The organism is Agrobacterium sp. B1(2019) (genome assembly GCF_008274755.1).
GTDB lineage: Bacteria > Pseudomonadota > Alphaproteobacteria > Rhizobiales > Rhizobiaceae > Agrobacterium > Agrobacterium salinitolerans.
Map to the genome: position 1 here is coordinate 648,665 of NZ_VTPB01000003.1, position 24,280 is coordinate 672,944.

At 58.6% G+C, this 24,280-nt stretch carries 21 protein-coding genes; 11 read left to right on the forward strand and 10 right to left on the reverse strand.

What is annotated here, in order from left to right; translation table 11 throughout:
- Positions 1 to 36 precede the first annotated feature (36 nt).
- Complete coding sequence (locus AGR1_RS23290; RefSeq protein WP_149148379.1) at positions 37 to 1,362, reverse strand: PLP-dependent aminotransferase family protein; 1,326 nt, start codon at positions 1,360 to 1,362, stop codon at positions 37 to 39.
- 100 nt (positions 1,363 to 1,462) lie between these two features.
- On the opposite strand from AGR1_RS23290, the gene AGR1_RS23295 reads away from it, so the two are divergent.
- The 5 genes from AGR1_RS23295 (at position 1,463) to AGR1_RS23315 (ending at position 6,320) form a co-directional block, all read left to right on the forward strand.
- A complete protein-coding gene (locus AGR1_RS23295; protein WP_149148380.1) occupies positions 1,463 to 2,425 on the forward strand; it encodes an ABC transporter substrate-binding protein in 963 nt (320 codons plus the stop codon).
- Positions 2,426 to 2,482: 57 nt separating this feature from the next.
- A complete protein-coding gene (locus tag AGR1_RS23300; protein WP_149148381.1) occupies positions 2,483 to 3,373 on the forward strand; it encodes an ABC transporter substrate-binding protein in 891 nt (296 codons plus the stop codon).
- Complete coding sequence (locus tag AGR1_RS23305) at positions 3,370 to 4,293, forward strand: amino acid ABC transporter permease (RefSeq protein WP_137411816.1); 924 nt, start codon at positions 3,370 to 3,372, stop codon at positions 4,291 to 4,293. The genes AGR1_RS23300 and AGR1_RS23305 overlap by 4 nt, the downstream gene beginning before the upstream one ends.
- A complete protein-coding gene (locus AGR1_RS23310) occupies positions 4,290 to 5,069 on the forward strand; it encodes an amino acid ABC transporter ATP-binding protein (RefSeq protein WP_149148382.1) in 780 nt (259 codons plus the stop codon). Before AGR1_RS23305 ends, AGR1_RS23310 begins: the two co-directional genes overlap by 4 nt.
- Positions 5,070 to 5,138: 69 nt before the next feature.
- Positions 5,139 to 6,320, forward strand: a complete 1,182-nt coding sequence (locus tag AGR1_RS23315; protein ID WP_149148383.1) for a M20 aminoacylase family protein — start codon at positions 5,139 to 5,141, stop codon at positions 6,318 to 6,320.
- Positions 6,321 to 6,699: 379 nt separating this feature from the next.
- Here the strand turns inward: AGR1_RS23315 and AGR1_RS23320 are convergent, their stop codons facing one another.
- Positions 6,700 to 9,780, reverse strand: a complete 3,081-nt coding sequence (locus AGR1_RS23320) for a multidrug efflux RND transporter permease subunit (protein ID WP_149148384.1) — start codon at positions 9,778 to 9,780, stop codon at positions 6,700 to 6,702.
- Between the two features lie 14 nt (positions 9,781 to 9,794).
- Positions 9,795 to 10,961, reverse strand: a complete 1,167-nt coding sequence (locus tag AGR1_RS23325; protein ID WP_149148385.1) for an efflux RND transporter periplasmic adaptor subunit — start codon at positions 10,959 to 10,961, stop codon at positions 9,795 to 9,797.
- A gap of 165 nt (positions 10,962 to 11,126) precedes the next feature.
- Between AGR1_RS23325 and AGR1_RS23330 the strand changes: the two genes are divergently transcribed.
- The 4 genes from AGR1_RS23330 to AGR1_RS23345 all read left to right on the forward strand — a co-directional run bounded on the left by AGR1_RS23330 (position 11,127) and on the right by AGR1_RS23345 (position 15,220).
- Positions 11,127 to 11,816 (forward strand): response regulator, encoded by a 690-nt coding sequence (locus AGR1_RS23330; protein ID WP_137411811.1) that lies wholly within the window; start codon positions 11,127 to 11,129, stop codon positions 11,814 to 11,816.
- Entirely contained in the window at positions 11,813 to 12,877 is a 1,065-nt protein-coding gene (locus AGR1_RS23335; protein WP_149148386.1) for an ATP-binding protein, read from the forward strand. The genes AGR1_RS23330 and AGR1_RS23335 overlap by 4 nt, the downstream gene beginning before the upstream one ends.
- A 161-nt stretch (positions 12,878 to 13,038) precedes the next feature.
- Positions 13,039 to 14,577 carry an MFS transporter gene (locus AGR1_RS23340; RefSeq protein ID WP_149148387.1) on the forward strand — a complete coding sequence of 513 codons (1,539 nt, stop codon included), beginning with the start codon at positions 13,039 to 13,041 and terminating at the stop codon, positions 14,575 to 14,577.
- 64 nt (positions 14,578 to 14,641) lie between these two features.
- A complete protein-coding gene (locus tag AGR1_RS23345) occupies positions 14,642 to 15,220 on the forward strand; it encodes a cytochrome b/b6 domain-containing protein (protein WP_077983178.1) in 579 nt (192 codons plus the stop codon).
- 107 nt (positions 15,221 to 15,327) lie between these two features.
- Here AGR1_RS23345 and AGR1_RS23350 read toward each other — a convergent pair whose 3' ends face one another.
- From AGR1_RS23350 to AGR1_RS23375, 7 genes are all read right to left on the reverse strand, one after another.
- Positions 15,328 to 15,870, reverse strand: coding sequence for a GNAT family N-acetyltransferase (locus AGR1_RS23350; RefSeq protein WP_149148388.1), 543 nt, complete (start codon positions 15,868 to 15,870; stop codon positions 15,328 to 15,330).
- A 46-nt stretch (positions 15,871 to 15,916) separates the two neighbouring features.
- Positions 15,917 to 17,866: a MacB family efflux pump subunit gene (locus AGR1_RS23355; protein ID WP_149148389.1), complete on the reverse strand. Its 1,950-nt coding sequence runs from the start codon at positions 17,864 to 17,866 to the stop codon at positions 15,917 to 15,919.
- A complete protein-coding gene (locus AGR1_RS23360; RefSeq protein WP_246669707.1) occupies positions 17,863 to 19,050 on the reverse strand; it encodes an efflux RND transporter periplasmic adaptor subunit in 1,188 nt (395 codons plus the stop codon). Before AGR1_RS23360 ends, AGR1_RS23355 begins: the two co-directional genes overlap by 4 nt.
- 11 nt (positions 19,051 to 19,061) lie before the next feature.
- Entirely contained in the window at positions 19,062 to 19,193 is a 132-nt protein-coding gene (locus AGR1_RS30125; RefSeq protein ID WP_276327079.1) for a hypothetical protein, read from the reverse strand.
- A 65-nt stretch (positions 19,194 to 19,258) separates the two neighbouring features.
- Positions 19,259 to 19,711 (reverse strand): SH3 domain-containing protein, encoded by a 453-nt coding sequence (locus tag AGR1_RS23365; RefSeq protein ID WP_149148390.1) that lies wholly within the window; start codon positions 19,709 to 19,711, stop codon positions 19,259 to 19,261.
- A gap of 251 nt (positions 19,712 to 19,962) precedes the next feature.
- Positions 19,963 to 21,039 carry an ATP-binding protein gene (locus tag AGR1_RS23370; RefSeq protein ID WP_149148391.1) on the reverse strand — a complete coding sequence of 359 codons (1,077 nt, stop codon included), beginning with the start codon at positions 21,037 to 21,039 and terminating at the stop codon, positions 19,963 to 19,965.
- Positions 21,029 to 21,718 (reverse strand): response regulator, encoded by a 690-nt coding sequence (locus tag AGR1_RS23375; protein ID WP_149148392.1) that lies wholly within the window; start codon positions 21,716 to 21,718, stop codon positions 21,029 to 21,031. Before AGR1_RS23375 ends, AGR1_RS23370 begins: the two co-directional genes overlap by 11 nt.
- A 448-nt stretch (positions 21,719 to 22,166) precedes the next feature.
- On the opposite strand from AGR1_RS23375, the gene AGR1_RS23380 reads away from it, so the two are divergent.
- Together AGR1_RS23380 and AGR1_RS23385 are read left to right on the forward strand one after the other, a co-directional pair.
- Positions 22,167 to 22,853, forward strand: a complete 687-nt coding sequence (locus tag AGR1_RS23380; protein WP_149148393.1) for an MtnX-like HAD-IB family phosphatase — start codon at positions 22,167 to 22,169, stop codon at positions 22,851 to 22,853.
- Between the two features lie 8 nt (positions 22,854 to 22,861).
- Positions 22,862 to 24,280, forward strand: coding sequence for an aminotransferase class III-fold pyridoxal phosphate-dependent enzyme (locus AGR1_RS23385; RefSeq protein ID WP_149148394.1), 1,419 nt, complete (start codon positions 22,862 to 22,864; stop codon positions 24,278 to 24,280).

Genomic DNA, 24,280 nt, shown 5'->3' on the forward strand with positions numbered 1-24,280 from the left:
CCGTTTTCTCTGTTTTCAGTGGACAAGACGCTCTCTTTATCTCTGGTGCGCGAGCGCGATGGACTCGGCAACCTGCCCATGTCCGGAATCCAGCTTGCTGGTAGCAACTCGGATATGGGAACTTGGCAGGATGGAGAACTTGTTGCCTGGCACGACCGCAATATTTCTTGCCGCAAGCGTTACCAGAGCGAAAGATTCCGATTCCACCGGCACCCAAAGGCAAAGGCCGCTGCCGGGCATGGTGGTAACGCCACGCTCAAGCAGTTCGCGCGCCAACGCATCGCGTCGTTTCTGATAAATGGCGCGTGCGTTCGCGACGATTTCGGAGGTTTCCTTGTCTCGGATGAGCCAGGCCACCGCAGCCTGTAGGACGCGGCTTGTCCAACCGGCGCTGAACGCTCGGTAGGATTGGATCTGTTCGACAATGGCTTTTGATCCTGAGAGAACCGCAAGCCGCAGATCAGGCCCTAATGTCTTCGAAAAAGACACAATACGCACCGTTCTGTCTGGAAAGCGCGAGCCGAGCGACACCGGCTGTGCAGTCGAGATATCAGCAATACCATCATCTTCGATAATCAAAGTGTCGCTATCTGCCAGAACATCGGCCAGTGCCTGCATTCGCTCTGGCGTAACGGTCTGTCCCGTTACCGAATGCAAGCGCGGCTGAAAAAGAAACGCAGCGGGCCGCTCCGTCATCGCCTGTTTCAGCGCAGGGGGCATAGGGCCCTCTTCATCGGACAGCACGGGAACGATTTTCACGCCCAGATCCTCGAGGATATCGAGAAGACGCATAGCGGTCGGGTGTTCGACGGCAACCACCGAGCCCGGACGCACGAGCGCGCGGATGGTGGTGTAAACGCCATTATATCCACCATTGATGGCAAGAAAGGCTTCAGCGGCATAGGGCCAGTCGTCAGCAAGCGCATCTTTCAACTCAGGCACGATGCGGCTGCGCTCGTAGCTGTTCAGATCACTGACAGACGTTGCATGCACCATGGCCTTTGCAAGCGGCGGCAGCAATGCCCGATCAGGAACCGCCATGGACAGATCGAGAACATTCGCGCCATAATGGCCGGCACTCGCCAACCGCTCCGGCTTTGCGACGAAGCGTTCCGCGCAGACCCAGGTTCCGTTACGCCCGCGACCGCTGACGATCTTCTGCTGGCGCAATTCGCTCCAAGCCTCGGAGATCGTGGCCGGACTAACCCCAAGCTCATAAGCCAGATCGCGAATGGCGGGTAACCGCGTTCCCACCGGCAGCAATCCGGCTCTTACGAGCGCACTCGTTTCGAGCGCAATGCCACGAATGGTTTTGTTGGTTATTTTTTCGGCAAGCCAGCGGGCTTCAACGATCTCGCTCAATTTTTTCTCACTTTAAATGTTCAATAACGTAATAACATTTGTACGATTTCAAGTGTACATTTACTCTTGAGGCATCAAAAAAACAAACGAGTAAAAAATCATGCCCTTGAAACTTCGTCTTGCCCTTCGAGATTGGGACTATATGACACCGCTCGTTCTGGGAGATGTCTCGTCTCCAAAACTCCAGATCGAGGTCGATCGGGTCAGCACTCTCATTTCGAACATCGCTGAAGACGAGGCTCACGACGCTGCCGAAACCTCCTTCAGCCGCTACGCGCAGATGCGTTACGATGGCGATGAGAGCGTTATCGGTATGCCGAACTTTATCATGCGCGGCTTCCGCCACCGCTGCATCATCACCACCAAGGATAGCCCGATTCGCACTCTTGCCGATCTTGCGGGCAAGAAGATCGGCGTGACCGGCTGGCGCGATTCCGGCAATACATGGACCCGCGCGGCCTGCCGTCGAGAAGGCGTAGGGGTGGAAGACGCCATGTGGTATGCTGGCCGTCTGACGGAAGCCCATCCCATCACCGACCGTCTGGATGGTTTCGGTCGTCCAGGCCGCATCGAGGCGGCGCCGGGCGAACGCCCGATGGTTGATCTGCTGAAGGACGGCGGGCTCGACGCCGTGTTTACCCCCTTCATGCCAAAGGGCTTCTTCGATCAGGACTCCCCTTTCCGACAGGTTCTGACGGATTACCGGGCTTCTGAAGTCGCCTATTTCAACGAAGTCGGTTATGTGCCGGGCATGCATCTTATCGGGTTCAAGGCCCATATCGTGCGCGAAAATCCATGGATCATGGATGAGCTGAGCGAGCTTATCGACGCCTCCCAGCGCATGTGGCTCGACAAGCGCGAAAAATACGCCGACACAACGCCATGGATGATCGACGAGTTGCGCCGTTGCGCTGCGGATCTGCCGCCGGACTGGAGTGCCAGCGGCTTTAAAAAAAACGAAGTCATGATCGTCGATTTCGCCAATGAGCTTCACGCTCAAGGCATTCTGCCGCGGCTTTTGACGCCCGCGGAGCTGTTTCCGCTGCACGCCGCAGGCAACTGACGACAACAGACAGACCTTGGCAATTCAACCGTTGCAAACAAGAAGGGGAATACCAAAATGCAAACGAAATTCATTGCTTCCGTCGCCCTTGCCGGGCTCATTCTCGCTGGACCGGCTCTTGCCGAGACGGCGCCCGCTCCAAAGCAGAGCGTGAACGAGGAACTTCGCGCCCGGCTTCCGGAAAAAATCCGCTCCGAAGGAAAGATGGTCTCCGTCAACAATGGATCCTTTCCTCCCTATGAGATCGTAACCGGCACCAAGATGGAAGGCGCAAGCGCGGACCTGACCGATGCGCTGGGCGAGCTGCTCGGCATCAAGATCGAGCATGCAACCGTCGGCGGCCTGCCAGCGCTTCTGGCAGGCGTCAATTCCGGGCGGTACCAGTTTGCATTTGGTCCTGTCGGCGATTTCAAGAGCCGCGAAGAAGCGAATGACTTCGTCGACTGGGTACAGGAATTCGTCGTCTTCGCTGTTCAGAAGGGCAATCCCAAGGACATCGTCTCGCTCGACACATCCTGCGGCCAGCGCATCGCCGTCATGGCTGGCGGCTCGGCTGAGCGCGTGATCCAGGCCCAGGCGGAAAAATGCAAGACCGATGGCAAGGCCGCGATCGAGGTTCAGTCCTACACCGACCAGCCAAGCTCCATTCTGGCGGTTCGCTCCAAGCGCGCCGACGCCTTCTTCTCCTCTCAGGCGCCGTTGACCTATTTCGTATCCCAGGCCAATGGCCAGCTGGAACTGACGGGCGTCGGACAGAAGAACGGTTTCGATGACCTCTATCAGGGCGCTGTCGTTCCCAAGGGCTCTGAACTCGGCCCGGTTCTTCTCGATGCCATCAAGGTGCTGATGGACAACGGGACCTATGCGGCCATCATGAAGAAGTGGGGTCTTGAGAATAACATCCTCACGCAGCCCGGCATCAATCTCGGGGGCCAGTTGCCAAAATGACGAGCTCTGTTGAAATGAAAGTGCCGCTTTCGGGTGGCGCTGATCTGCGGGATGTGGCGACAGCCCATACCCCGTTTCGTACGGGAAGACTTGTGCTGTGGGTCGTCATCGTCCTCGTCGTCGCCAATTTCGGCTGGATCGTCGCCAACAACGAGAACTTCGGCTGGCCCGTCGTCGCTCAATATTTCTTCGATCCGACCGTCATCAGCGGTCTCTATGTCAGCCTCGGGCTAACCGTCATCGCCATGATCCTTGGCATCATTCTCGGCCTCATCATCGCGATTGCCAGAATGTCGAAAGACGGTCTGGCGAACTCTTTCGCTTCGCTCTTCATCTGGTTCTTCCGCGGCACGCCGCTGCTCGTCCAGCTGATCTTCTGGTACAATATGTCCACCCTCTTTCCGCAGCTCTCCATCTCGATCCCCTTCGGGCCGACGCTTGCAAGCTGGGACACCAATTCCGTAATTACGCCAATGACCGCTGCAATCGTTGGTCTGGCCCTCAATGAAGCGGCCTATATGGCGGAAATCATTCGCGGTGGTCTTCTCTCAGTCGATCGTGGGCAGGCGGAAACGGCAGAAGCCTTCGGCATGACCAAGGCACGCGCACTCTGGCGCATCATCATACCTCAGGCCATGCGTTCCATCGTTCCGCCCACCGGCAACCAGCTGATCAGCATGATCAAGGCAACGTCGCTTGTCAGTGTCATTGCCATGGCCGATCTTCTTTACTCGGTGCAGTCCATCTACAACCGGACCTTCGAGATCATCCCGATGCTTCTCGTGGCGGTAATCTGGTATCTGCTGATCACGTCTGTCCTCAATGTGGGTCAGAACTATATAGAGGCCTATTACGGCCGTAGCGACCGCCGCAATACCGGCGTTACAAAGCCAGCACGGGAAGAGGAGGCTAGTCATTGATCTCAGCTACAGACCAGAAGCCTCTCGTGCAGGCCCGCAACGTCCACAAGTCATTCGATCATCTGGAGGTTCTGAAGGGTATCGATCTGGACGTGATGCCAGGCGAAGTCGTGGTCATCCTCGGGCCGTCCGGCTCAGGCAAATCCACCTTCCTTCGTTGCATCAACCACCTCGAGACAATCCAAAAGGGATCGATTGCCGTCGATGGTGAACAGATCGGCTATCGGGTGAAGAACGACCGGCTGGAGAAGCTTTCCTCCAACGGCATCGCACGCCAGCGTCGCAAGATCGGCATGGTGTTCCAGCAGTTCAATCTCTATCCGCATATGACGGTGCTGCAGAATATCATTGAAGCGCCGGTGGGCGTCCATGGCGAAAGCCGCAAGACTGCAACCCAAAACGCCATGCGCCTGCTGGAACGGGTTGGCTTGTCAGAAAAAGCATCCAGCTATCCGCGCCAGCTTTCCGGCGGGCAGCAGCAGCGTGTGGCGATTGCACGAGCGCTGGCAATCAAACCGAAGCTCATGCTGTTCGATGAACCGACTTCCGCGCTCGACCCGGAACTCGTCGGCGAAGTTCTCGCCACGATGCGCGACCTTGCAAGCCAGGGCCTGACCATGATCGTCGTGACGCACGAGATCGGTTTTGCGAAAGAAGCGGCAGATCGGGTCATCTTTATGGATGGCGGCAATATCGTCGAGATGGGCAAGCCGGAGGACGTTATCGGCAACCCGCGACATCCGCGAACACAGGCTTTCCTCTCCCGCTTTCTGTAAGCGAGACGTTTTCTCCCCAACCTGACGCCATTTAACGGCTGGCGTCCTTTTCAAGACCCTGGTGGACCCATGCTAAACGACAACCAATATGCCCGCGTTTCCGATTTCGAGCCCATGGAGGCGGAACTCAAGGCCACGCGCCAATATCTGCACGCCAATCCCGAGCTTTCACTGGAAGAGGTAGAAACCGCTCGCTATGTGGCGGAGAAACTCGAAGCCTGGGGCTTTGAGGTGACCCGCAATGTCGGCGGTCACGGCGTCGTCGCCCGCCTGAAAAACGGCAGCGGTAGCAAGAGCATCGGCATTCGCGCCGATATGGATGCACTGCCGATCATGGAAGAGACCGGGCTTGCCTATGCCAGCAAGACCCCCGGCAAGATGCACGCCTGCGGCCATGATGGCCATACGACCGTTCTGCTCGGCGCTGCCGAATATCTGGCACGCACGCGCCGCTTCGATGGCACCGTGACCCTGATCTTCCAGCCCGCAGAAGAAAACGGCAAACCCTCCGGCGCGCAGAAAATGATTGAGGACGGCCTTTTCGAGCGCTTCCCCATCGACGCGATTTTCGGTCTGCACAATCATCCCGGCGCACCGGAAGGCACAATTTTGACGCGCTCCGGACCGATGATGGCGTCTTCCGACACGGTTAAGATCACGGTCAGGGGCAAGGGCGGCCACGCGTCCCGCCCACATCTGACGGTCGATCCGATCGTCGTGGCCTGTAACCTCGTCGTTGCACTCCAGACCGTCGTTTCGCGCAACATCGACCCCACCCAGACGGCGGTAGTCACCGTCGGTACCATCCATGCGGGAGAGGCGGTAAACGTCATTCCGGAATATGCGAAACTGGCGCTCAGCGTGCGCTGCTTCGAACCCAAGGTGCGCGATCTGCTGGAGCGTCGCATCACCAAGCTCGCGCAGTCCATGGGGGAAGCCTATGACGCCGCCATCAATATCGAGTATGAGCACGGCTATCCAGTCGTTGCCAATTCGGAAGCCGAAACCGCCTTTGCGCGGTGCGTGGCGGAGGAACTGATTGGAAGCGACAATGTCACCACCTGCCCGCTCATTCCCGGCAGCGAGGACTTCTCCTATTTCCTCGAAAAGAAGCCCGGGAGCTTTCTGCGCCTTGGCAACGGCATGAATTCCGCCATGCTGCACAGCGCCAAATATGACTTCGCCGACGAAACTCTCACGGTCGGAGCAGCCCTATGGGCGCGCTTGGCCGAGCGATTTCTGCAACAGTGATCTGCATTTGGCGAGCCCACGCCACCACTCAACCCCGCCTGTTCGCGGAGCGCCCTGATTGGCATGGATGGAGCGATATGGATCCTGGAGGCCGGTGCGCTAAAACCACGGGGGGATTGGAGAAAAGGTGCCAAGAGAAGGCTTGCACCGGACGGAGCAGGAGATCGTTCGCGGCACCGTCAGTTTTTTACTGAGTTCGGGTTCGAAGGCCGGACTTGCGGGCGTGCCAAGCGGCTGGGTATGACTCAACCGTTGCCCTACACTTGTTCCTCAAACAAGGAGACGCTGGTTGAAAGGATATAACACAAAGGGTTCGTCCAGCGATGGATTCCGTCCAGGTCATTATGAGGGCGCCTGCGCACCCTCATAACTCCTCTTTTCAGGGTCGTCTCACCGACGCCACGATGACGTAAAACACAGGGACGAACAAAACGGCAAGGACGGTTGCGGAAATCATCCCGCCGAAAAGACCCGTTCCGATCGCATTTTGTGTTTCGGAACTTGCGCCCCTGGCGATAACGAGCGGAACGATGCCGAGCGTAAAGGCGAGCGAGGTCATGACGATGGGCCGCAGTCGAAGTCGGGAGGCTTCGATGACGGCGTCCTTGAGGGATTGTCCATCCTGCTGCCTCTTTCGCGCAAACTCCACGATCAGCACCGCATTTTTTGCCGACAGGCCGATGAGTGTGATGAGGCCGACCTTGAAGAACACGTCGTTTTCCAACCCGCGCAGATGAACCGCAATGACGGCCCCAAGGATGCCAAGCGGCACGACCATCATGACGGAGAGCGGAACGGTCCAGCTTTCGTAAAGCGCGGCGAGCACCAGGAAAACGATGAGGAATGAAAAGGCCATCAAAATCGGCGCCTGCGCACCGGACTGGCGTTCCTGCAACGATTGACCGGTCCACTCAACCGCAAAGCCTTTCGGTAATTTCGCGGCGAGCCGCTCCATTTCCTGCATCGCCTTGCCGCTGGAGACGCCTGGTGCGGCGGAGCCAGAAATGCTGCTGGATGGATACCCGTTATAGCGGGTAAATTGCAGCGGCATTGTTGACCATTCGGGTGTGACGATTTCCGAGAGACGGACCATCTTGCCGGCATCGTTGCGGACGTGGAGGTTGAGAACGTCATCCACCTGCATCCGGCTTGAGGCCTTTGCCTGCACGATCACCTGCTGCAGGCGTCCATCGCGTGGGAAATCATTGACGTAGGTCGAGCCGACCGCGCCGCTCAGCGTATCGGCGATGGTTGAATAGGGCACACCGAGCGCGCTTGCTTTCTGCCGGTCGACGTTCAAGGTGACGCTTGGACCACGGGGAAGTCCATCCATGCGTACATCGCGAACGACCATGCTCTCAGCCGCGAGCTGCGTGAGCTGGGCGACAGCCTTGGCAAGCGCCTCTGCCCCGTGGTTGGCACGGTCCTGCAACCTCAACGCAAAACCCGATGTCGTGCCGAGTTCATCGATTGCCGGTGGCTTGAGGCTGAAAACCTGTCCCTCCTCTGCCGTAGCCATCGCGACCGTCGCGGCATTTACTTCTTCATCGACGGTTGTCTTGCGTTCGCCCCACTCCTTGAGGGTGGTGAAGGACATGGCGGTGTTTGGTCCCGAGCCCGAAAAGCCGAAACCCGTAATCGTCAAATTATTGGCAATATCCGACCGGGTCTTGACGTGTTCTTCGAACAGATCGACGACAGCGCGCGTCCGTTCCGCCGTGGCATCCGCCGGCAGGGTGAAGGATGTCATGAACGAGCCCTGATCTTCGTCCGGCACAAACGCCGTTGAAACAGTGGAATATCCATAGACGACCGCCCCGATGATGGCGAGGTAGACTACAATGGTCCGTCCGGTCTTGCGCAGGAGGATGGCGACCCAGCCGGCGTACCGCTCGGTTAGGCGTTCAAAAGCACGGTTGAACCAGCCGAAGAATCCCTTTCTCTGATGGTGATCGGGACTGATCGGCTTCAGCAACGTTGCGCACAGCGCGGGCGTGAGGCTGAGCGCAAGGAAGGCCGAGAACAGAATCGAAACGGCCATCGACACGGTAAACTGCCGGTAGATTGCCCCAACCGAACCGGAAGCCATGCCCATCGGTAGGAAAACCGCCGTCAGAACAAGCGTGATGCCGATGACGGCGCCGGATATTTCCGTCATCGCTTTGCGGGTCGCTTCAAGAGGCGAAAGCCCTTCCGTTGCCATCAGACGCTCGACATTTTCTACGACGACGATGGCGTCGTCGACAATGATGCCGATTGCGAGAACCATGCCGAACATCGTCAGCGCGTTGATCGAATAACCGATCGCCAGCATGACCGCGAATGTACCAAGAAGGGCGATAGGCGCGACGATGGCGGGGATGAGCGTGTAACGCAGGTTTTGCAGGAACAGCAGCATGATCAGGAAAACCAGGACCATGGCTTCGGCGAGCGTCTGAACCACCTTCTGGATGGAAACCTTAACGAACGGCGCCGTGTCATAGGAAATGGCGTATTCCATCCCCTGCGGCATGGTCGCGGCAAGCTCCGCCAGACGCTCACGCACGCCATTGGACGTGCTTACCGCGTTGGCGCCCGGCGTCATCTGAATGGCGGCCGCCGTTGCGGGTTTACCGCCGTCGAGGATGGAGAAGCTTGAGCTCTGGGATCCAACTTCGATTGTCGCGACGTCCCCCAATGTCAGTCTGGAACCATCGGAATTGGAGCGCAGGATGATCTGCGCGAATTGTTCCGGGGTCTGCAACTGGCCGTTCACATTCAGCGGCACGGTGACCTTCTGGCCCGGCACAGTTGGAGATTCACCGAGGCGTCCAGGGGCGACCGGAACATTCTGCTGTTGGATCGCTTGGGTCGCCTCAGCCATCGAGATGGAATGGGCGACAAGGCGGACCGGATCGAGCCAGATGCGCATCGCCGCTTCCGAACCGAACGACTGCACACGGCCGACGCCGCCGACGCGCTTGAGCTCGGGCGCGATATTACGCACGAGATAATCGTCAAGGGCAAGCGCGTCGAGCGACCCGTCTTTCGACTTTAACGAAACGATCATCAGGAAGCCGGACGATGCGGATTCAACGGTCAAACCCGCGCGGCGAACCTGTTCCGGCAGGCGCGGCTCCACGGCCTTCAGCCTGTTCTGCACATCCACCTGGGCAAGCTCGGGATTGGTGCCGGGCGTGAAGGTGACCGTGATGTTGGCAGAACCGGAGGAGTCGGCCGACGAGTCGAAATAAAGGATATTCTTGGCGCTCGAAAGTTCGCGCTCGATCAGGCTGGTAACGCTGTCATTGATCGTCTTCGGCGTCGCGCCGGTATAGGTGGCATAGATCGAGACGCTGGGCGGCGCGATGACGGGAAAGCGCGAAACGGGGAGCTGGGGGATGGAAATGACCCCGGCAATCACGATCAAAATGGCGATAACCCAGGCGAAAACCGGCCTGTTAATGAAAAACTGCGGCATGATATGTCCGCTCCTTAGCTTTTTGTCTCTGGCGCGGCGGGGGAAAAGGGCACTGTCTCAAGCGGCTGTGCGTTTTCGACGCGATCCTGCCCCAGGACGACGACCGTTTCTCCAGCGGCAAGTCCTGATGTGACGATGTATTGACCGTCCGTTATCGGCCCCAACTCCACGGTTCGTCGCACACCGGTCTTGTCTTGTCCGATGACGACGATCTGAGGCCGACCGGCTGGATCGCGGGTAATGGCTTCCTGCGGCACGCGAATTGCGTCGCTGTAGATGGCGCGAGGCACCATGGCGCGGATATACATGCCCGGAAGCAACTGCTCCTCCGGGTTGCTGACGAGGATGCGAATACCAAGGCTTCCCGTGGCGCTATCGACGGAAATATCCGAAAACAGGATCTTTCCGTCATGGGCAAAGGGTTTACCGGCAATCGTCGCGATCTTGACCGGCAGTTCGTCCGGATTTTGCGATCCCGCCTCCGCAGCCGTGTCGCGCAGCGCTTCAAGGCTCATAGCGGATTGGCGAACGTCCACATAGACCTGATCGATCTGCTGAATGACGGCAAGCGGTGTCGTTGCAGAGGCCGAGGCAAGCCCGCCTTCGCTCATGAACGACTGGCCAATGACGCCGCCGATGGGACTGCGTAAGGTGGCATAGGAAAGCTCCAGCCTTCGCCGCGCCAGAATGGCCCTGGCCTCCGCCACATTTGCCTTTGCCTGCGCCAAAGCCGCCGTTGCATTGTTGAAGGACTCGGTGCTGGTAATCTCGCGCGACGACAGGGATTTCGCCCGTTCATATTTGACCTGGGCATTGAGAAGTTCTGCCTCTGTGCGCGCAAGCACGGCGGCTGCCGCATCCACATCGGCGGAGAACGGTGCAGGGTCAATCTCGAAGAGGGGCGTGTCGGCGTTCACGAACGCGCCTTCGGTGAAGAGCTTCTTCTGGATGATGCCGCCCACCTGGGCGCGAATTTCCGCCGTGCGATAGGCCGAAACCCTGCCTGGCAACTCGTCATACACGGTCACCGTTTCCGGCTTTACCGTCATGACACTGACGCGTGCAGGCGCTGCTACTTCGGAGGCGCTGCCTTCGCCCTGCCCGCTGTCGCTGCACGAACACAGAAGAATGATCGGCAGGCACAATGCGCCGAATTTCCAGAAGCGTGATCCGCGTTGCATGTATGTCCACCATTGAATTCTTGAAAAATCTCTTTGATGGCGACCCTCTATGATCTGAGGGTGGTGGCTATGTGTAGGAATTGTTGAGGTTTCGTGGAGGCGGCAGTCTCTCACTCGACGGCGCCGACGTTCGATGGCATGGAGGTGTCAAGGAGTGTGAAGACGATGGCTGAACTGGTCTTGATCGCTGAAGACGACATGGAAATTGCCGGCATACTCGAGGCTTATTTTGTCCGCGAGGGTTTCCGGACAGTGCATGCCCGCGACGGCAAGGTGGCCCTTGAACTCCACCGCTCACTCAAACCCGATATTGTTCTGGCTGACGTCACCATGCCGCGGCTGGACGGATGGGAGGTTCTGGCAGAGATACAAAGGCGCGGCCATACCCCCGTCATCATGGTCACCGCGCTGGACGAAGATGTCGACCGCCTTCAGGGGCTGCGTATCGGCGCGGACGACTACATCGTCAAACCGTTCAACCCAATCGAGGTGGTGGCGCGGGCAAAGGCGGTACTCAGACGCGCCGGGCTCGTCCAAGCAGGTGCCGTCGTCCGCGTCGGCAATCTGACCATCGATCTCGACAGTTACCAGGCAAAGATCGACAAAGACGGCGAAACTATCCGACTGTCGCTCACCTTGACAGAGTTCCGCCTGCTGACACATCTGGCGCGAACGCCGACCAAGGTTTTCACCCGGGGAGAGCTGGTCGACGCCTGCCGTCCCGGTTCCGACGCACTCGACCGCACCATCGACAGCCATCTCAGCAAATTGCGCAAAAAGCTTGATCAGGCGGGCGGCGAAGGCATGCTCGCCAGCATTCGTGGCGTCGGTTACCGCCTGGCGGTCGAGCCATGACGCTGAAGAAAGGCCTCAGCCGGCAGATATTGCTGGCCATGTCATCGATGACCGTGGTTGTCTGTCTGGTGGTCTTTTTCGGCACCTATATCGCCTTCGGCATCATTTTTTACTTTTCGCCATGGTCGCAATACGAAGAGAGTTGGCTGACAGGCGTCGACTTCATCATCCTCTCCATTCTCATCTTCATAGCCCTCATCGTCGCCGCCGTCGCATCGGTCCGATTGACCCGGCGTATTCTACAGCCGCTTGAATCACTTGCCGAAAGCGCACGACGCATCAAGGACGGCGATCTCTCCGCGCGCGCTCTGCCGGGGGACCAGTCGCTTGGGGAAACCGCCCATCTCGTCCATGATTTCAACGCCATGGCGCAGCGTCTCGAGGACATGGCGGCCGATATGAAACTCTGGAACGCCACAATCGCCCACGAATTGCGCACCCCGCTCACGATCCTGAAGGGCCGTCTTCGAGGGATGATAGACGGCGTGTTCGAACCTGACGAAACCTCGCTTCATGCCCTCGTGATGCAAGTGGATTCGCTGGCGCGGCTCGTCGAGGATCTGCGCACTGTGACGCTGGCCGACAGCGGCCACCTTGACCTGCGCATCGAGCCGGTGCGGCTGAAGCAGGAAATCGAACAGCTCGGTAACCTGCTGGAACAGGAGCTGCGGGAGGAGGGTTTCGAACTTCGGCTCAGTCTCGCCGATGTCGTGGTTCAGGCCGATGCGATGCGGATTCGGCAGGTGCTTCTTGCCCTCGTGACGAATGCACGCCGTCACGCCGTGCGCGGCGCTATCGATATAACGCTTGGGGTCGAAGACCGCGTCACGCGCCTGCGCGTTATCGATGAAGGCCCTGGGCTCGGTGACGATATCGCGCCCTGGGCCTTCGAACCCTTCAGAAGAGGCGCCAGGACCGCCCTTCATGAAAAGGCCGGCAACGGGCTTGGTCTCTCCGTGGTGCGCGCGATCGTGGAGGCCCATGGCGGCAAGATTCGGTATGCGCCCTCCGCCAAGGGCGGCGCGATGTTCGAGATTTCGCTCGCCCGGCCGGTCTCCTGACCACGGTCACAGCGCTCGACCGCAGGACGTCGTCTCCACGCTTTCTCCACAATGCCTCCATGGAACAACAAAGGGCTGCCCATACGGTCCACTCTGCGGAAGTGGTCGCGGCTTCAGCCGTGGTCAGCCTTGCGCGATCAAGACTTCTGATGGTGAAAACAATGACGGTGTCTGTCGACCCGAATAACGTCACGCCACCCTCCGCGCTGCACGCGCGTCGGTGGTTCATTCTCATTGCGGTCATGCTGGCATTTACGCCCGTTTTGATCGACATGACGATCCTCCATATCGCCGTGCCGTCGCTGACGCTGGCGCTGCGGGCCTCGACCACGCAGGTGCTCTGGATCATCGACATCTATTCGCTCTTAATGGCCGGATTGCTCGTACCCATGGGGACCCTGGCCGACAGGATCGGCCACAGGAAAATGCTGCTGACCGGCCTGTTCGTTTTTGACATTGCCTCCCTCGCGGCTGCGTTTTCGGCGACACCCTGGATGTTGATCGCCGGGCGTGTCCTGCTTGCCTTCGGCGCGTCGATGATCATGCCTTGCGTTCTCGGCATTATCAGGCGCACTTTCGAAGACCCGGGCGAGCGCGCGATGGCGCTCGGTCTCTGGGGCACGGTCGGTGCCGCCGGCGCCGCCGTCGGCCCACTGGTGGGCGGCGCGCTTCTCGAGCATTTCTGGTGGGGATCGGTCTTCCTGATCAATATTCCCGTCGTGCTCGTCATCATGCCGATCATTGCTTTCATCCTGCCGAAAAAGGAAATGGTTTCTCCCGGCAAATGGCAGATAAGCCAGGCTCTGTTGCTGATCGTCGGTCTCATCGGACTGGTCTATGCCGTCAAAACCGGTTTCGGTGGCAAGGAGCCCTTCGTGATCGTCGTGCTCGCTCTTCTTGTCGGCTCGACGGCTCTGACGATTTTCGTTCGCTCCCAGCTTTCCGTCGCGCAGCCAATGCTTGACGTAGCCCTCTTTTCCCGCCCTGCAATCGTGACGGGTGTGGCGATGGCGATCGTCACGTCGGGGGCGCTGGCAGGTGTCGAACTGACCCTTGCCCAGGAGATGCAGTTTGTTCTCGACAAGTCCCCGCTGCAGGCGGGCCTCTTCATGCTGCCCATCATGGTTGCTGCCGCTGTCGGCGGTCCTTTCGCCGGTTTCCTGTCGAACCGGCTCGGGCTTCGCACGGTCGCAAGCGCATCCCTGCTGGTTGCCTCTCTGTGCCTTCTCAGGCTGGCGCGGATGGACTTCCATGACCCCGGCTTCATCGTCCCGGCATGCCTGATGCTGCTCGGACTATCGCTCAGCATCGGCCTCACCGCTTCATCGATCGCCATCATGGGAGCCGTGGAGGCTGAGAAGGCCGGTGCCGCCGGTTCGCTCGAGGCAACCGGTTACGAGCTTGGCGCCGGCCTCGGCATCACCTTCTTCGGCGTGGCGCTGTCGGCAATCTATATGGGTGCACTGGTTCTCCCGGCAGGCGTTCCGGCAGAACTCGCAGATGCTGCACGCCATTCGATCGGAGATACCTACGTACTGGCAGGCAAACTGCCCGAAAACGTCGCTTCGGCACTGGTAACCGCCGGCAAGAGTGCCTTTTCGCAGGCGCATGCGGTTCTGTTGACCGCGGCGGGAACGCTGATCGGCCTGCTTTCGGCAGCCGTATTCCTTGCCCTCAAAAACGTCAAGGCGGGCCACTGAGCCCCTCTTTCTCATTCGCCAGCGCCAATCTGGCGAGATAACTATTCCCATCAAGGAAACCATCGTGAAGTCAGCCATCGACACCGACAATCCCAAGGCCGTTAAATACCCGCTTCCGATCCGCTGTCTTCACTGGGTAAGAGCCGCCCTGATCATCGGGCTCATCGTATCGGGGTGGTATATGACGCGCCTGCCGGAAAGCGATATGGTGATCGCCTCGATCTTCTATCCCAACCACAAGCAGTTCGGCATTCTCGTCTGGCTGCTTGCACTTGTCCACCTTGCGCTTCGCTCGCGTTACGCAACGAGCATGCCGCCAGCACCCTCGGCGCTTGCGCCTTGGGAGAGAATCCTCTCGCATGCAGTTCACAAGCTTCTCATTCTCCTCACACTCCTTGTTCCGCTGCTCGGCTATTCGCTCTCCAGCAGTTTTTCGCAGAGTGATGGTGTCCCATTTTTCTTCATTCCGCATCTGCCGGAACTGCTTCCCAAGAACGACAATGCCTTTATTGTCTTCCAGACGCTGCACAGGTACGGCGCCTACGCCATTCTGGTGCTGATCGGAGTTCACGTGCTGGGAGCGCTGAAACACCGGCTGATGGACAAGGGCGGTCCGACCGACGTCCTTTCCCGCATGGTTTGATGCGGGTCGGGAGCCGATCACAAGACGAGACGCTGGTCAGACGGCGTCGGTAATCACCGGTAAGGTGGATTCTTGGCCCATTTCACCGACAAGATCGCAGGGAAGGATTAGCGTTTCGCACAGGCCATGTTTTTCTGGAATCTGAACATGCCACTGTCATTGGGATCAGCGTCCTGCGTATCGTGCGGGTCAGGATGCCGCGAATTGTAATATTCGACGATCTTGAACCCGCACTTGTTGACGTAGAAATGAATGTTGCGCTTTTCGAAATAGGGCGTGTGCGTCGTCCATATGCGGGTTTCAGGATATCGCTGCTCTATCTCTTTCCACGCTTTCTGACCGACGCCACGGCCATGCTCATCCGGGTCAACGTAGAAAAAGCCAAGCTCATTTTCATGCGTCGTCTCGTCTATCGTAACGACCGCACCTCCCACCCACTTCCCGTCGGCGAGAACGCGAAGCACGACAGAGCCGGGAGCCTGAAATGCGCGTTCAATATCCTCGTCAGCCGGGATCGTCTCGTCCGTCGAACCCATTTCCTCCACGACGGCAAGCATGAAGGCGCGCTGCAAGGCCTTCTTGAAACTGGGCAAATCCGCCTTTTGCGTTATATCCAGCGTCACATCGACGGAATTTCCATGTGTGCTCATTGAACTCTCTCTTTGGCTTGGATGGCACAATCCATGATATTGCCTCTTACTCTCTCGACAAAGCGTCCACCGGATCGAGCCGCGCCGCATTGCGGGCGGGCAGGAAGCCGAAGGTGAGGCCAATCAGAAAAGCGACGACGCAGGATCCGAGCACCGCCTGCATTGAGATGATCATCGGCATCTCACCCTGTCGGTCGCCGATGATCGCCGCAATCGCAAACGCGAGGGCTATGCCCACGACCGAGCCCGCCAGGCAAATCAAGACCGCCTCGATGAGAAATTGCAGCAGAATGTCCAGCCGTCTTGCACCCACGGCCATTCGAAGACCGATTTCGCGCGTCCTCTCCGTGACGGACACAAGCATGATGTTCATAACACCGATGCCGCCCACGATCAGCGAAATCACGGCAACCGACGAAATCAAAAGGGCCATCGTGCGGGAAGTCTTCTCAAGCGCCTTTCGCATCTGATCACTGTTGAAAACATAGAAGTCCTTCGTCCCGTGCCGCCGGGTAACAAGGTTGACGATCGCGCGTTCGGCGGCCGCTGTATCGACGCCATCTGCGACACGCACGGTCAATCCGCCAAGGCTGCTGGCAGTTCCAGACACCCTGCCCGCAACGCTGGAATGGGGAACATAGATCTGCAATGTTCTGTCGCCCGCAGCGCTTCTCGGCCGTTGGACAACGCCCACCACCGTCGCCGGCATGCGGTCGATCATGATGGTGCGCCCAAGCGGAACCCGCTTATTAGGGAACAGTGCAGCTGCTGTCCTGTCATCCAGAATGGCCTGCTGGCCGAGCCTCGATGGCGTCCCGGAGGCGAAGCCCCTGCCCGCTATCAGCTTCATGCCGTTAATGGTGAAATAGTCGTGCCCGACGCCGTTGATGTTTGTGGTCAGAGACGCATGGTCTGAGCGTGCGCGCGCCGAAACGTAGATGAGCGGCTTCACACCGCGCACGTAGGATTGCGCAGAGAGCGCTTCGGCATCGGCAATGACAAGAGACGTGATATTTGCCGCACGCTCGTCGCCCCAATCACGCCCGGGATAGATGGAGAGCGTGCTGGCCCCAAGTTCGCTCATCTGAGCCAGAATCTTCTGGCGCGATCCTTCCCCCAGACCCACAACACAAACGACGGCAGCGATGCCGATGATGATACCGAGCATCGTCAGGAACGTGCGGATGCGGTGAGCTGCCATGGAGCGAAGCGCCATAGGACCCGCATAGGACAGGCGCTGCCGGAAGGCGGAAAACCGGCCGACCGGTGTTTCGTCACGGGGTGGCAGCGAGATGCTTGCCTCCGGGACATCCCGTGTTCTTCGGTCGGAAACGATCCTGCCGTCACGGATTTCGATGATACGATCGGCGTTGGCCGCCACCTGCATATCATGCGTGACCATGATGACAGTGTGCCCTTCACCGTGCAGCTCCTTGAGGATCTCAAGAACGTTCTCGCCGCTTTTACTGTCAAGTGCGCCGGTGGGCTCGTCTGCAAGAATGATTTCGCCACCATTCATCAAGGCGCGGGCAATCGAGACACGCTGCTGTTGGCCTCCGGAAAGCTGCCCCGGGCGATGATCGAGACGCTCGCCAAGTCCAAGACGATCCAGCAGTGCCTTCGCCCGGCGATGACGGGCAGCCGGATCCAAACCGGCATAAACGGCAGGCATTGCCACGTTCTCGACGGCTTTGAGCGGACCGAGCAGATGATAACGCTGGAAGATGAAACCGAAATGTTCCCGTCGCAACGCCGCAAGCTCATCGGCAGTCAGCCCTGAAACACTCTTGCCGTCGATCAGATACTCCCCCTCAGTGGGCTGATCAAGACATCCGAGGATATTCATGAGCGTGGATTTGCCCGAACCGCTGGCGCCAACGATCGCGACAAGCTCGCCCGCTTCGATCGTAAGGCTGACACCGTTCAGAGCGGTGATTTTTTCACCTCCGGCTACAAACGAGCGGTAGACATTGTCGATCTGGATAAGAGGGGTCACATCGTCACCATATCTGTGTTGGTCGACGTTTCACCTTCAGCGGGTATGATGACCTTATCGCCAACGGAAAGCCCGTCGATGATCTGACTGTTGATTTTATCCGTCAGTCCAACGGTCACGAGCTTCTCGACCGCAGCGCCGGAAGCCTGACGCACCCGCACATGATAGCGGCCGTCCTCATCGCGATGGGTGAGGGCCGACCAAGGCGCGAGAGGGACGTTCTCTGCCTTGCCGACGATAATTCTGACGGACGCGGTCATCATGGGCCTGAGGCGGCCATCCGCATTGGGGGTTTTGAACAGGCCGTTATAATATACCGCCTGCGCACCCTGAACCGCGCCTGACGTGCCTGTCGTGGAATCCGCTGCGATTGTCGTGGGCGCCGGTTCGATCTGCTCAAGTTTCGCCGAGATCGGGCTGTCGGGATAACCCATGATCGTAAAACGGACGTTTTGCCCAACCCGGACCCGCCCAATATCGGTTTCCGAAACCTGAACCTTCACACGCATTGTGTCCAGTTGCGCCAGAGAGACGATTGTCGGTGCGGCCTGAACGGCATTCAGGGTCTGCCCAGCCTTGGTAACGACGGCGACAACCGTGCCGTCGATCGGAGCGCGCACTTTCGTATAGCCGAGATTGACCTCGGCATTCTCAACTTCGACCGAAGCCTGAAGAATTTGCGCGTCGAGCGCCTCGACTTCGGCCTGCAAGGCACGAAACGCCGCTTCAGCCGTTTCCCTGTTAGCGGTCGAAACAATGTTCGCGCTGTTGAGCGTTTTCTGCCTGCTATAAGCAAGTTCAGCCTGATGCCGCTGTATGTCCCGCGCACGCCGCTGTGCCTTCAGGTTCGCAAGGGCGGCATTGGCGATCCGTAGACCGTTTGCCTGCGGTGTAGAATCGACTTCGCCGATCAAATCGCCCTGCTTCACCTTCTGCCCGAGTTCGACATGCAGGTTTTTCAGCTGCCCGGACACCTGTGCTCCGACATTGACCAATCGGGCAGGCTCAAGGACGGCGCTGGCGACAACCGCTTCTTCGACGGTTCCCTGAACAACCGGCATAACGATCTCGCCCTGATCATCCGTCCCGGAAAAAACCGTCCGCGCCGAGGCCCCGCCGATCGCCAGAACCGCGATGACGGAGCTGATGATGAGACGATTCTTTCTGGCGATTTTGCGTTTCATTGTCGTCTGACTCATGGTGTTGCGGCCTGCTGAACGCTCGTCCGCAAATGGTCGTTTATCTGCGAGCCGGTCGTATGCCAGGCAAAAACCACCTCAAGGATGGAGAAGACGATGCAGACAACGAGAAGTTTTCGTTCTGTCATGAAGCGTCTGCCCCGGCATGCCTTGGGCGGGGGTCGCACGGCAACCCATCCGCCTAAGCGCCGTCTCACCAATTGGGATCCCAACCGGGCGGTGGCACATCGTCTTCCCAGGCGAAGTCATCCCAGGTGTCGATGTCGCCATAGAAATCCTGGTCGGCATAATGATCGGACCAGTAGGTGCCAATATTGAAGGACACCGTCGGCACGACCGGCTCATGCACCAAATGGGCGTAGGAGGGCACCCGAAGCTTTTGCGCGTCGTGATCGATATCGATGTAAGCACCCGACACCCAGCCCCGGCGCCCTGCGGCCTCGACATCGCACCAACGAAAACCCTTCGTGCAACCGATGACGTTGAGTGGCATACCTTCGGCCAAGATACCCATGGAAGGATAGTGTGTGCTTGGACCCGCCCGCATGTTGATTTCGGCAGCGGCATAAGAACCGGCCTGGGCGGTGGTGTTTCCAAGGATGGCTGCGCCGGCAATTGCCGCCGCGAGAATGAGCGCGTTTCGCATCGAAAACCTCGTATCAAATTTCCGCCGGCACGTTGGCACCGACGCTAAGAGCAGAGATTGCTCGTGGGTGTCACTAACCAAGTGCAGGTCCAGATTATGTGGAGAAAACGTCGATGATCGGTGGCCTGAAACGAAAGAGGGGCGCCGAAGCGTCTCTTCTTTCCATCCCCTTTGGCTCTTTTGTACTCGCGCGAGCTACCCGCGGCTCGGCGTCGGCGAGGCGTCGCTGCAAAGCAAGTCGTGTCTGATTGTCAGACCGGCGCCTCCTCCCGACGTGGCAGCCGCAGATCAATGCTAAAACCGCGTCCTTCGGTCGGCAGAATGACAGCGTCGCCTCCGTGCGTCTGCATGATCGCCTTTACAATTGGAAGACCAAGGCCCGAACCGCCGGAAACACGATTACGGGAATCATCGGCCCGCCAAAACCGTTCAAAGGCGCGGTTCCGGCTCTCATCGGCAAGGCCCGGACCTGTATCGGTGCATCGGAAATACACATAATCCTTGTCCTGCCAGGTCTCGAGATAGACGGTGGAATGCGGGGCATAGCGCCGGCAATTATCGAGCAGAGCAACGATCGCCTGACGCAATCTGGGCTTGTCTGCCATCGTAACAGCGGGCTTCAGCCGCCTCACGACCAGGCTGCCTGCGATTGAAAGGTCATCCTCCATGGAATCGGCAGCGGCCGCGACTTCCGATGCAAGATCCAGCCGAGAATATTGCAGATCGAGCTGCCCGGCATTGCTGAGCGCGAGCGTCCGCAGCTCTTCGACGATGCCGCCAAGGTCGTCGACGTGAGCAATGAGGCGAAGATAAAGCTGAGGGGTAGGCTGAAACGCACCGTCGAGCAGGCCCTGCAATCTGCCCCGCAAAATAGTCAGCGGGGTTCGCAACTCATGGGCTATCGCGGAGTTCGAATATTTGAGTTCGGTCTCTGCCCGCTCCAGCCGCTCAGCCATCAGGTTAAAGTCCGAGACGAGCTCACCCGCTTCGCCAAAACTGCGACGGGGAAGCACGGCGCGCGCCGAAAAATCACCCCGGGCGATCGTCCTTGCCGCACTCGCAACGGACTTCAGCGGTTCCGTGACGTATCGCGCCAACCTCCAGCCAAGGATCGAAGCGGTCAATATACCTATCCCAAGCAACAGCCCCAGCGTGATCGTATCGCCAAGCTGCCAGGCGCTGTCATATTCGCCTTCAGGATAAAGCCAGTCATAGATGAAGAAAAAATATGCTACCAGGCCGCCATAGACGACGACGAAGGCTAACAGTGTCAGCAACACCATCGCCCGCACAAGCCCAGCGTTCAGATTAGCACGCTTAGATGTCATCAATCCGGTATCCTACGCCGCGCACACCGGTCAGAACCCCACCGGCGCCTGCGGCAGTCAGTTTGCGCCTGAGATTACTGACGTGGCTGTCAACCGTACGGTCGAGCGCCTCGCCTTCGGGGAGACAGGCGTCGACCAGTTCGGAGCGCTCGAACACGCGGTTGGGTGAAGCCGCCATATGCGCCAGAATTCGAAACTCTGTGCGTGTCAGGTCGAGGATCACATGGTCGGACCCCGTTTCCACCACCGCACGATGCGCTTGAGGATCGACGCTCAGCGGACCAACGCGAAACACATGGTCCAGACTGCGCCCTGCAACCCGCCTAAGGACCGCCTTGGCGCGCGCAACGATTTCAAGGGGATTGAAGGGTTTGACGACATAGTCATCGGCGCCGATGCGCAAAGCCTGCAGCTTGTCCAGATCATCCGCAAGCGCCGTCACCATGATGACAGGGGTGTCGGACACCCGCCTGATGGCGGCAAGCACCTCATATCCGTCCTGACGCGGCAGCTTGATATCGAGCACGACCAGATCCGGTCGGAGGCGCTGATGATGGCCCAATCCAACCGTGCCGTCACTCGCGGTGACGACGCGGAAGCCTTCGCGCGCGAAATAGGTTTCGATGATGTCGGATATTTCCGGGTCGTCTTCTATGATCAGGATGAGGGCGTTGTTCATGGATTGTCTCTCGATAAGCAATTTTTGCAGGCGTTGAGATCAAGCGTCGTCGACATTGGTTCAACGTGCTGACGTCGCGATCGCAGTGCGGCTTCGGCATTCTTTCCGAAGTTGGACCAACTTATTGAAGCGCGTCAATCGGTGATGTGGTCGGCGGGTTCCCGCTCCACCGAACACGACGATTTTCTCCACGCTTTCTCGACAGACGAGGCGCACTTGCCTTTTCGCCAGCACGGCACCGGTAAACGGCACTGTTTCGTTTCCCAACGCGCTGGGAATTGACGGAGAGCCTTTCGGATATGAAAAAACCAACAATCGAACAATCGCCGGTGAAAACCCGCTCCTATCGTGCCGATAGTCCCTCAGCGTCCGGCCGGCCGGCTACGTTTGGCAACACTTATCGCGTTTCCAGGTCTTACGGCATCATCTGCACAGGGATGGCGCGCTGATGCACGCCTATTGCGACTTTGACGGCACCATTGCCACTATCGACGTTACGGATGCCGTTCTCGAGCGGTTTGCGGCGCCGGAGTGGCACGACATCGAGCGGGCCTGGGAAGCGGGGCGGATCGACGCGAGGCAATGCATGAGCGCGCAAATCACGCTCATTCAAGCGGCCATGAACGACATCGATGAATTTCTCAACACAGTCGAAATCGACCCGGAATTCCCCGAATTCGTCCGCTGGTGCTCGAAAAATTCGATTCCCGTTACCGTTGTCAGTGATGGGGTCGATCGCTTCATTCACCGCGTCTTGTCCAATCACGGCCTCCGTCACCTCGACATCATCGCCAATCGCCTCTGTGTCGAAAAGAACGCGAGCCGCTTTCACTACCGATTGGAAGCACCGTTCACGCAGTCCGATTGCCAGGCCGGATCGGGCGTTTGCAAATGCGCCGTGGTCGCATCGCACACGCCCCACCTCTATGTCGGCGACGGGCGAAGCGATTTTTGCGTCTCGGCGCGTGCGGACCTTCTTTTCGCAAAGCACAAGCTGGTCGCCCATTGCACAAGCCACGCCATCCCCTTCGTCTCCTACACGACCTTCAAGGATGTGCAGACCGAGGCGGCTGCACGGCTGCCGCACATCATCACCGCTCGCGGAGCGGATCGTCACCTTTCCCAAACCGCCTAATCAGGAATATGAAAATGCATTCTCTCATCAAGCCGGCTAACGGCCAGCCAGATACCGTATCCGAAGAGGACCTTCGCTTTCTGGAGGAGACCTATTGCTCCCACGGAGACACGGTTCACTACACGGATCATCCCAAGTACTTCTCGGGATGCGATGGTTCCTTCATGTACGACGAGGCTGGGACGGCCTTTCTCGATCTGCAGATGTGGTACTCGGCGGTCAATTTCGGCTACCGCAACCCGCGCCTCAATGCAGCAGCCCATCGCCAGCTGGACACCCTGCCCCAGGTTGCCTCGCAATATCTGCATCGCGAGAAGGTCGAACTGGCGACGATGATCGCGCAGGACGCGGAAAGAAAGTTCGGCCGCAAGGGTCGCGTGCATTTCAACGTCGGCGGCTCACAGGCGGTCGAGGACTCGCTGAAAATCGTCCGGAACTTTTCAGGCGGGAAAAGCCTGATGTTCGCTTTTGAGGGCGGTTATCATGGTCGCACGCTGGGCGCCACATCCATCACCTCTTCTTATCGCTACCGCCGCCGTTATGGGCACTTTGGCGAACGCGCCCAGTTTATCGAGTTTCCTTATCACTTTCGCGGCCCAAAGGGCATGTCGAAAGAGGAGTACGGCTACTATTGCGTCCAGAAGTTCGCTCGCCTGTTCGAGAGCGAATATAATGGGGTCTGGGATCCGAAGGCCGGCAAGTCCGAATATGCGGCGTTCTACATCGAGCCCATTCAGGGCACCGGCGGCTACGTGATCCCGCCGATGAACTTCTTCGTCGAGCTGAAGAAGGTTCTCGATCAGCACGGCATTCTTCTTGTCGTCGACGAAATCCAGATGGGCGTCTACCGCACGGGCAAGCTCTGGTCGATCGAACATTTCGGCGTCTCCCCTGACGTTCTGGTCTTCGGCAAGGCGATTACCAATGGTCTCAATCCGCTGTCCGGCATCTGGGCGCGCGAAGAGATGATCAATCCGACGATTTTCCCGCCCGGCTCCACGCACTCCACCTTCGCCAGCAACCCGATGGGAACGGCTGTTGCCCTCGAAACGCTTAAAATGGCCGAAGAAGAGAATATCGGAGCCAGTGTCATGGCGAAGGGCGCCGCCTTCCTTGATGGTTTGCAGCAGTTGCAGCGCAAACATGCGATCGTCGGCGAAGTGGATGGGCTCGGCCTTGCGCTGCGGATGGAAATTTGCCGCGACGACAGCTTCACGCCTGACAAGGCCACGCTCGACTGGATGTCGGATGAGGGCATGAAGGGTGACATGATCGTCAACGGGCGCAAATACGGCCTGGTGCTTGATGTCGGTGGTTACCACAAGAACGTCATCACGTTCGCGCCAAACCTCAACATCTCCTTCGACGAAATCAATCTGGCGATCGAGCTGCTCGATCAGCTTCTGACCCGCGCCGAACGGAGGTAA

What these genes read in the sequence shown, in the direction of transcription:
- AGR1_RS23295 (WP_149148380.1), top strand. Translation starts at nt 1,463, where the DNA reads ATGCCCTTGAAACTTCGTCTTGCCCTTCGAGATTGGGACTATATGACA.
- AGR1_RS23300 (WP_149148381.1), top strand. Translation starts at nt 2,483, where the DNA reads ATGCAAACGAAATTCATTGCTTCCGTCGCCCTTGCCGGGCTCATTCTC.
- AGR1_RS23305 (WP_137411816.1), top strand. Translation starts at nt 3,370, where the DNA reads ATGACGAGCTCTGTTGAAATGAAAGTGCCGCTTTCGGGTGGCGCTGAT.
- AGR1_RS23315 (WP_149148383.1), top strand. Translation starts at nt 5,139, where the DNA reads ATGCTAAACGACAACCAATATGCCCGCGTTTCCGATTTCGAGCCCATG.
- AGR1_RS23320 (WP_149148384.1), bottom strand. Translation starts at nt 9,780, where the DNA reads ATGCCGCAGTTTTTCATTAACAGGCCGGTTTTCGCCTGGGTTATCGCC.
- AGR1_RS23325 (WP_149148385.1), bottom strand. Translation starts at nt 10,961, where the DNA reads ATGCAACGCGGATCACGCTTCTGGAAATTCGGCGCATTGTGCCTGCCG.
- AGR1_RS23330 (WP_137411811.1), top strand. Translation starts at nt 11,127, where the DNA reads ATGGCTGAACTGGTCTTGATCGCTGAAGACGACATGGAAATTGCCGGC.
- AGR1_RS23335 (WP_149148386.1), top strand. Translation starts at nt 11,813, where the DNA reads ATGACGCTGAAGAAAGGCCTCAGCCGGCAGATATTGCTGGCCATGTCA.
- AGR1_RS23340 (WP_149148387.1), top strand. Translation starts at nt 13,039, where the DNA reads ATGACGGTGTCTGTCGACCCGAATAACGTCACGCCACCCTCCGCGCTG.
- AGR1_RS23350 (WP_149148388.1), bottom strand. Translation starts at nt 15,870, where the DNA reads ATGAGCACACATGGAAATTCCGTCGATGTGACGCTGGATATAACGCAA.
- AGR1_RS23360 (WP_246669707.1), bottom strand. Translation starts at nt 19,050, where the DNA reads ATGAAACGCAAAATCGCCAGAAAGAATCGTCTCATCATCAGCTCCGTC.
- AGR1_RS30125 (WP_276327079.1), bottom strand. Translation starts at nt 19,193, where the DNA reads ATGACAGAACGAAAACTTCTCGTTGTCTGCATCGTCTTCTCCATCCTT.
- AGR1_RS23365 (WP_149148390.1), bottom strand. Translation starts at nt 19,711, where the DNA reads ATGCGAAACGCGCTCATTCTCGCGGCGGCAATTGCCGGCGCAGCCATC.
- AGR1_RS23370 (WP_149148391.1), bottom strand. Translation starts at nt 21,039, where the DNA reads ATGACATCTAAGCGTGCTAATCTGAACGCTGGGCTTGTGCGGGCGATG.
- AGR1_RS23375 (WP_149148392.1), bottom strand. Translation starts at nt 21,718, where the DNA reads ATGAACAACGCCCTCATCCTGATCATAGAAGACGACCCGGAAATATCC.
- AGR1_RS23380 (WP_149148393.1), top strand. Translation starts at nt 22,167, where the DNA reads ATGCACGCCTATTGCGACTTTGACGGCACCATTGCCACTATCGACGTT.
- AGR1_RS23385 (WP_149148394.1), top strand. Translation starts at nt 22,862, where the DNA reads ATGAAAATGCATTCTCTCATCAAGCCGGCTAACGGCCAGCCAGATACC.